Origin of the sequence: Microvirga arabica (assembly GCF_016811235.1) — a bacterium.
Lineage (GTDB): Bacteria > Pseudomonadota > Alphaproteobacteria > Rhizobiales > Beijerinckiaceae > Microvirga > Microvirga arabica.
In genome coordinates this window covers 48147-55950 of the sequence record NZ_JAFBID010000034.1, presented here as the reverse complement: position 1 = coordinate 55950, position 7804 = coordinate 48147, and the positions used below count along the sequence as shown (strand labels likewise).

General features: G+C 63.2%; 3 protein-coding genes. 2 read left to right on the top strand and 1 reads right to left on the bottom strand.

Going from position 1 to position 7804, the window contains the following annotated elements; all coding sequences use genetic code 11:
• Nucleotides 1-383 precede the first annotated feature (383 nt).
• Nucleotides 384-3359 (bottom strand): Tn3 family transposase, encoded by a 2976-nt coding sequence (locus tag JQC81_RS17330; protein WP_203273043.1) that lies wholly within the window; start codon nucleotides 3357-3359, stop codon nucleotides 384-386.
• A 620-nt stretch (nucleotides 3360-3979) separates the two neighbouring features.
• On the opposite strand from JQC81_RS17330, the gene JQC81_RS17325 reads away from it, so the two are divergent.
• Nucleotides 3980-6682, top strand: a complete 2703-nt coding sequence (locus JQC81_RS17325; protein ID WP_203273042.1) for a DEAD/DEAH box helicase — start codon at nucleotides 3980-3982, stop codon at nucleotides 6680-6682.
• Between the two features lie 5 nt (nucleotides 6683-6687).
• A complete protein-coding gene (locus tag JQC81_RS17320) occupies nucleotides 6688-7782 on the top strand; it encodes an SWIM zinc finger family protein (RefSeq protein ID WP_203273041.1) in 1095 nt (364 codons plus the stop codon).
• Nucleotides 7783-7804 lie beyond the last annotated feature (22 nt).

Below are 7804 nucleotides of genomic sequence, written 5' to 3'. Positions count from 1 at the left end.
TGGCTCTGGCTTCAGCAACTTAGGCGTCGTGGACATGTCCAGTGCGAGGGCAGGCGGAAGTGCCTTCGGCATGCTCGGGGTCAAGAACGGGCCTTCAGCCCGCCGCCTGCGGCGGTGCCAAGGCATTCTTGACCGCTGCGCGTGCCTCCGGCCTTGAGGCTCGCATGGTCGATGACGGACCTCTCCGTCATCGACATGACGACCTCACCCTCAGCCTCTCAGGCGGCTGCGCATCTCCAGCAGTTCAGTGAGAGCAGTCTGGTGCCGGCTGCGCCATTCCTCTGCTTCGCCGAGGGCTCTCTCAAAGGGGTGGGAACAAGAACTGTTCCTAAACACACGCTAAGCTAGAACGAACAAAGAACCTCCATTTTCGCTCGGCCGGATCATGCGGCTTGAGCCAAGGGCTGCGGCAGGCGCAAGGGGCGGAAGCCGTCGATGAGAGTGGGCTTCTCGCCCCATGCATAGGTCCCGGTGAGATTGATGTGCTCCCAGCTCAGAGGCGACACATGCTTGAGCACCTCGGGCCGGATGATCCGCCCCTGCTGACGGAGATGATCCACGGCACGTCCGAGATAGACTGTGTTCCAGTGAACAATGGCGCTCACGACCAAGTTCAGCCCGGATGCCCGGAAGGCTTGGCTCTCGAACGAGCGGTCGCGGATCTCGCCACGCTCGTGGAAGAACACTGCCCGTTTGAGCTTATGGGCTGCCTCACCCTTGTTGAGGCCCGCTTGGCAACGCCGCCGGAGTGCAGGGTCCGAGTACCACTCGATCATGAACAGCGTGCGCTCAAGACGACCGAGCGCGCGAAGAGCGCGGGCCAACTGACTGGGATTGCGAGAGGCGGCAAGCCGCTTGAGGATCGTCGAGGGAGCAACCGTCCGCGTCTGGATCGAGGCCGCCAGATGAAGGAGGTCGTCCCAGTACTCCATGATCAGGCCGGTGTTGATCGGCACGCCGATATGCTCCTGAAGTGCGGGATAGGTCTCCGGCTTCTCGAACGTATGGAGCTTCCGGTCCTTGAGATTACGAAGGCGTGGAGCAAACCGCCGACCTGTCAGGGCGAAGAGACCAAAGACGTGATCGCTGGCGCCGCCTGTGTCCGTGAAGTGCTCCTGAATGTCGAGTTCTGTCTCATGATCGAACAAGCCATCCAGCACGTACGGAGCCTCACTCTCGGTGGCACTGATCGGCAGGATGCTGAAGTAGCCGTACTGGTCGGAGAGATGGCTGTAGAACTTCGAACCAGGTTCGCTGCCGTAGTGCAGATTGATATCGCTGCGCGGGCCTGCGCGATCGCTAGCCTGGAAGAACTGCCCATCTGATGATGCCGTGGAACCGTCGCCCCAGAGCAGGGCATGGGGGTGTTGGGCGTGCCTGTCGGTGATGCAGGCCTGCGCCAGCTTGTAAGTCTCAGGACGCGTATGAAAGATCCGTTTCCAGGCGATTTCCCGCGCGCTGATGCCTTTCGAAGCTGCGGCCATCCGCTTTGCCCCGAGATTGGTGGCGTCGGCCAGAACGCCAGCCAACATGGCCGGGATGTTCTCAGGCGGTTCCTGGGTGCGGATGTGCGTGAACCGATCCGCAAACCCGGTCCAGGCATGTACCTCCGTCAGAAGGTCTGGCACCTCGACCAGCGGGTACATGTCGCCCAGCTCCCACTTCAGCTCCTCGGCTGCTGCCGGCACATCGCCGGGCAGGGGAGTGACGACGAGTTGTCCCGCCTCGAGCCGAACACCTTCCAGTTTGCCATTGCGGGCGCGATAGGCCAGCCGCTTCAGGTTGAAGTCGAGGGTCTGACGGGCCTCGCTGAGATACGCCACGGCATCACCCTGAACGCCGAGACCGAGTTCATCGGCTGCCTTCAAGGCAGTGAAGGTCGGCTTCGGCATCAGCTGTTCGTCCATCGGTCGGAAGGAGCGGCTGCCCTCGACCCAGATGTCACCCGAGCGTAACCGCTCCCGGAGTGCGGCCAATGTGGCGATCTCGTACAGACGGCGATCCGGCTTGGCATCCGTGAAGATCAGCTTTCGGGCTTGGGCAGTAAGGTGGCCAACAGGCACTTGCTCCGGCAAGGTCCGGCGTCCGGCCGCGTTCAAGGTTTTGAGTGTCCCGATTGCGGCCAACAGCGAGTCATGCCGGCGGGATGAGCGGAAGTTAAACGTCTCAAGGAAACGCGCAGCATACTTGCGCACGGGGCGATAACGCTCCGCGGCCAGCATGAGCGGATCGGGATCGGAATCCCGCACCATGGCTTCGACTTCGGGTTGGGCCTGCAACAGGCGATGCCATCCAACCTCATCGTCGAGAACATCGATGGCATTCCGGCCTGTATCGTTGGCGACAACGAGAGCCCGCAAGGTGTCGCGGAACAGGCGCAGCGCCTTGGTGGTCTCTTGCCGCGTGTCGGCGTATTTCTGCTTGCGGCGCGTGTTGGCTCGCGCGAAGAGCCGGCCGATCAGCTTGTTGAACATCGTGACCGCCTCGTCGGTTAACCGCTCCCCGAGTGTGATCAAATGCGCAACGATCGTTGCCCGCCGCCGATTGGCGTTGAAGTCGGCCACGAGCCACGCCGGTGCCGCGTCACCCTCACGGACGATCTGGGTCCAGCGCTCAGGGTGGATCCGCTCACGCCGCTGCGGATCGATGGCCGTGGAACGAACGAAGGCCAGACGCTCCATGAGGCTGATCAGATTGTCGGCGCCGGGTGCATCTGGCGCCGTGCGCAGCCAACTGAACCGAGTTTGTTGAATCGCTGGATCGACCATGAGAAGGGCATCAAGGCTGCCGAGCTGATCCGGTGCTAATCCCTCCAGCAAGGCAGCTTCTGCCCGCTGACGGGCGATAGCGCGCCCAGCGATGCCGATCTTTTCCAGTGCGCCATCGGGCAACAGAAGGGCGCCACGTTCACGGAACGTATTGATGACGGCAGTTGCGATGGGTAGTCCCTGGTCTGTCGCCGTGGCCACATCAATTGCGGCTATCAGAGCCGCACGCCGGTCCTCGCGTGTCGTGGTCCGGACGCCCAAGTATTGCGCCAGACGTCGGCTGTGATCAAAGCGGGTGTTGTAGCGGCGCGAGTAGAGGGCAAAGGCACCGGGGTCGACCTCCAACTGCTCGGCCACATAGGCGACCATGGCGGCCGGCGGGCTCTCGTCAACCCCGAGGATCCGGCCGGGATAGCGCATGAGGCAGAGCTGGACCGCATAGCCGAGCTGATTCTGGGGGCGGCGCCGGACCTCAGCCTGGAGGCGATCCTGCGGCGACAGAGTGTAGTGCCGGATCAGGCTGGCCTCGTCGTCTGGAATGCCGAGCAGCGCCTGACGCTCCTCCGGGCTCAGAAGCTTTCGACGTGTCATTACTCATCCCCCACACTTCTTGCCTGTCGCTCTCGTGACTTGAAGCAAAGGTGCGGGATGATTCTGCTCGGTACAGCCGCCGCCCGGACTGTCCACACGTAACGTTCTGGATAGCGTTACCAGGACAGTTCGGAGGAAGTGCCTGCTCTTGGTTCGTTAGCAGGGGAGGGGGCAAGGATCCCGGACAGAGAGGGGTTCCTGGTCCGTTCTAGCTTAGCGTGTGTTTGGGAGCAGTTCTTGTTCCCACCCCGGAATGCGGACGGGATCCGTTCCTGCAGCAGCACGCCGGCTTTACCTTCTGGCCGGACGCGCTGGCACCAGATAAAATCATGCTCCTTTTTGATCGGCGACGCGGGATCCTGCGACGTGCCTCCGAGACACCGGCAGCGGGACAGGACGATCATGGCGCGACAGGGTGAAGCCTCGTGCGACAGGCGGAGAGCATGGGCATTTGTGGCGCATTCCTATGAGCCATGGTGCCATGCCCTTCTCAGCGGCGCCAACTGCCCGTCAAATTCTCGTGCTTCTTGTGAAGGGCCCTCAGCCGGGTTCACTGGCTCCTGTGGTTTTTGTAGAACGGACAGCGCGAATTGAATCGTTTCGGAGCTCGCTCAGCCATCATGCCCCGGATGCAGTTGCGTCTCACCCCGCGTGGGCACCTCCTGCTGGAGGAAGCAGACGACGCGCCCATCCTGGATGACAAAGTAGCGTTACGGCTGACCGAGGCGTTCGGCCGTGGCACTGGGCATGGGCTAATGCAGCTTGGCGCGGGCGAGATCGGCCAATCCTTACCACCAGCCTTCATCTGGTGGCGCGATTTTGCCCTACGCTATGTGGAGGCAGTCTGTCTTCACGGACCAGGTGGTGGCGGAGAGGGGCCGTCCGCCGCTTTCCTGTCCGCCATGGCCCCGCCGGACGAGGCCGAACTCGCAACCCTTGTGCTGACTGCTCCGATGATGCCGGGGGCAGAATACCTGACCGCTGATATCCTGCTTGGGCTATGGGCCGATCTCAGCACCGCGTTTACCGCGTCGTTCATAGCAGCCGGAACTGATCTGCAGGCTTTCCTCAAGACGCTGAACCCGGCTTGGAACCTGATCGGCCGCGTCCACTTCAATCTGGCCGAGAACCGCCGCGAGCCGGAATGGCCCTTTGCCTTCCTGGCCACCTACACCACGCGCCTGTCGGCCCAGGCAAAGGTCCAGCATGTGCCGCTCGGTCAAGCCTTGCGCGAATACGCCGGCGCCGCCAATCGGGACAAGCTGTTGTCGCTGCTGGTGCCCGTGCAGCGGGCGGCGGAGCACTTTGGCTGGCTCAAGGCCATGGTCGATACCGGAGAGATCTTTCATCCCTTACGCTGGAGCCCAGCCGAGGCCGCACGGCTCCTGAACAGCGTACCCGGCCTGGAAAGCGCCGGTGTGGTCGTGCGCCTGCCTGCTCACTGGCGCGCAGGCCGGCCATCACGCCCGCAGATGACTGCCACGGTTGGCGCCCGTCCACCATCCGGGACAGGCCTTGACGCCCTGCTCGACTTCCACATGGACGTGACCCTGGAGGGTGAGCAGCTCACCGCTGAGGAAATGGCCACCTTGCTTGCTGGCACCGAGACGCTGGTTCTGCTGCGCGGCCAATGGGTGGAGATCGACCGTCCGCGTCTGGACCGCGCGATGCGCCGATTCAAGGAGGTGCAGGATCTCGCCGAACAGGAGGGGCTGACCTTTGCCGAGGCCATGCGCCTGTTGGCCGGCACTGAGGCCACCGGGGACGACGAGCACGCCATTGCCGAGTGGTCGCACATCACGGCCGGAGCGTGGCTGACCGAGACGCTGAGGGCGCTGCGGAACCCCGACGGTGCCGAGATTGATCCTGGTCCGGCCTTAAAGGGACGCTTGCGCCCGTACCAGAAGGCGGGTGTCGAATGGCTTCACCTTCTGAGTGGGCTTGGGCTGGGTGCTTGCCTAGCCGACGACATGGGGCTGGGAAAGACGATCCAGGTCCTGTCGCTGTTGTTGATCCAGAAGCGGAAGGGAGCCGCGGGCAAGCCGAGCCTGCTGGTCGCTCCGGCATCGCTGCTGGCCAACTGGGCGGCGGAGATCGAGCGCTTCGCCCCCGGACTGAACGCGAGGATCGTGCATCCCTCGGCAATGGCGGCCGAAGACCTCAAGCAGGTGACGGTAGAGGGATTGTCCGGCCTGGATCTGGTGATCACCAGTTATGGCTCGCTGCTGCGCCTGCCGGTGCTGGGCAAAACGTCCTGGCGCTTCGTCGTGCTGGACGAGGCGCAGGCGATCAAGAACCCCAACGCCAAGCAGACCCGGATGGCCAAGGCCCTGCAGTCTGAAGCCCGGATCGCCCTAACCGGAACGCCGGTGGAAAACCACCTCGGGGATCTGTGGTCGATCTTCGACTTCATCAATCCCGGCCTGCTCGGCAGCGCAAAGGAGTTCGGCCGCACCACCAAGGCCATGGCCGAGCGGCCGCACAACCCCTACGGCCCGCTGCGTGATCTGGTCCGGCCCTACATCCTGCGGCGGATGAAGACCGACAGAACCGTCATCGCCGACCTGCCGGACAAGACGGAGCTCAAGGCGCTATGCCCGTTAAGCCGCAAGCAAGCCGCCCTCTATGCTCAGACGGTGGCAGATCTGACCGAAGCCCTGCAGGATGCCGACGGGATCCGGCGCAAGGGGATCGTGCTGGCGACACTGATGCGGCTGAAGCAGATCTGCAATCACCCCTCGCAGTGGCTCAATGATGGCAAGTGGGCCGAGGTGGACAGCGGCAAGTGGGCCCGCCTGCGTGAGATCGCCGAGGTGGTCGCTGCCCGCCAGGAGAAGATGCTGGTCTTCACCCAGTTCCGTGAGATGACGGCGCCCCTGGCGGCATATCTGGGTGGAATCTTCGGCCGACCCGGGCTGGTTCTGCACGGCGACACTGCAGTCAAGAACCGCAAGGCGCTGGTCGAGACCTTTCAGGAGGACGAGACCGTGCCGTTCTTCGTTCTGTCCTTGAAGGCGGGGGGCTCGGGGCTGACGCTGACCGCGGCGTCTCACGTCGTCCACTTCGACCGGTGGTGGAACCCGGCGGTGGAGAACCAGGCCACCGACCGCGCCTTCCGGATCGGCCAGAAGAACAACGTACTAGTCCACAAATTCGTCTGCCAGGGTACAGTGGAGGAGAAGATTGACGCCCTGATTGAGGCGAAGAAGGGCCTGTCGGACGATCTGCTGGCTGGTGGAGACGAGATCAATCTGACCGAGATGAGGGACGAGGATCTCTTGCGGATAGTGGCTCTTGACCTGAAGTCGGTCATGGCGGAGTAAGGCAGATGGCCCCTTGGTTCGATGGAGCATGGCCCTCCTACGTTCCGGTTGCGGAGCGCCGGAAGCAAGCCGCGCGCGAGGTAGAGAAGCTGCGCAAGAAAGGGCACCTGGTCGCCCCTGTCGTCCTGGAGGGCCGCACCATCGCCCGGACCTTCTGGGGCAAGGCGTGGTGCGACAATCTGGAGAGCTATCGCGACTTCGACAACCGGCTGCCGCGCGGCCGCACCTATGTTCGCAATGGCGCGGTGATCGACCTTCAGATCTCGGCGCTGGAGATCAGGGCGGTGGTCAGTGGATCATCGATCTACAAGGTCAGCGTCAGCATCACCGCGTTGGCGCCGACGCTGTGGCGGTCGATCTGCACGGATTGCGCCGGCGGCATCGACTCCCTGATCGAACTGCTGCAAGGCCGGTTCTCCAAGGGCGTGATGGAGCGGATCTGTCGCCAGGACGAAGGTCTGTTCCCGAAGCCGTCGGACATCCGGTTCTCCTGCACCTGCCCGGACGGTGCCTCAATGTGCAAGCATGTCGCCGCGGTGCTGTACGGCGTCGGCGCCCGGCTTGATGAGAGGCCCGAGCTTCTGTTCCAGTTGCGTGCGGTCGACGAGAAGGATCTGGTCGCCAATCTCGATAAGGCGCTGTCAATATCGAGCCAGCCGCTCGATATCGGTAAGATCCTGGAGACGGACGACGTCTCGGCCTTGTTCGGCTTGGACATGGCGGGGACCGGAGACGCTATCCCAAGCCCTGATGCTATGCCAGCCACACCCGAGCCATTGGCCCGAACTGGCCGGAAGTGGACGAACACGAAGGCGACTGGACGCAAGGCAGTCGGTGGGTCCCGCCTGACACCCGCTGCACCAAAAGCGAGCAAGCACGCCGCACCACCAGCAAGGTGGACCTCCGAAACGGGCAGGGGCGAGAAGACGTCCTATTCAAGTGAGCCGATCGCGCGAACTCGGCCCCTTCACGAATCCCCGACTCGAAAGGAGCCCAAGCGGGTCCAGGATTCCAAGACCGTAAAGGGCAAGGGTCAGCGGAGAGTGCCGAAGCCCGAGGTAGAACTGACCCCAGATGGGTTCGTGAAGTGGTGGAAATGACCCCGAACCACCGGACCCAGGA

Bases quoted from the DNA above. Each gene is read 5' to 3' on its own strand.
- JQC81_RS17330 (WP_203273043.1), bottom strand. From the start codon at position 3,359: ATGACACGTCGAAAGCTTCTGAGCCCGGAGGAGCGTCAGGCGCTGCTC.
- JQC81_RS17325 (WP_203273042.1), top strand. From the start codon at position 3,980: ATGCCCCGGATGCAGTTGCGTCTCACCCCGCGTGGGCACCTCCTGCTG.
- JQC81_RS17320 (WP_203273041.1), top strand. From the start codon at position 6,688: ATGGCCCCTTGGTTCGATGGAGCATGGCCCTCCTACGTTCCGGTTGCG.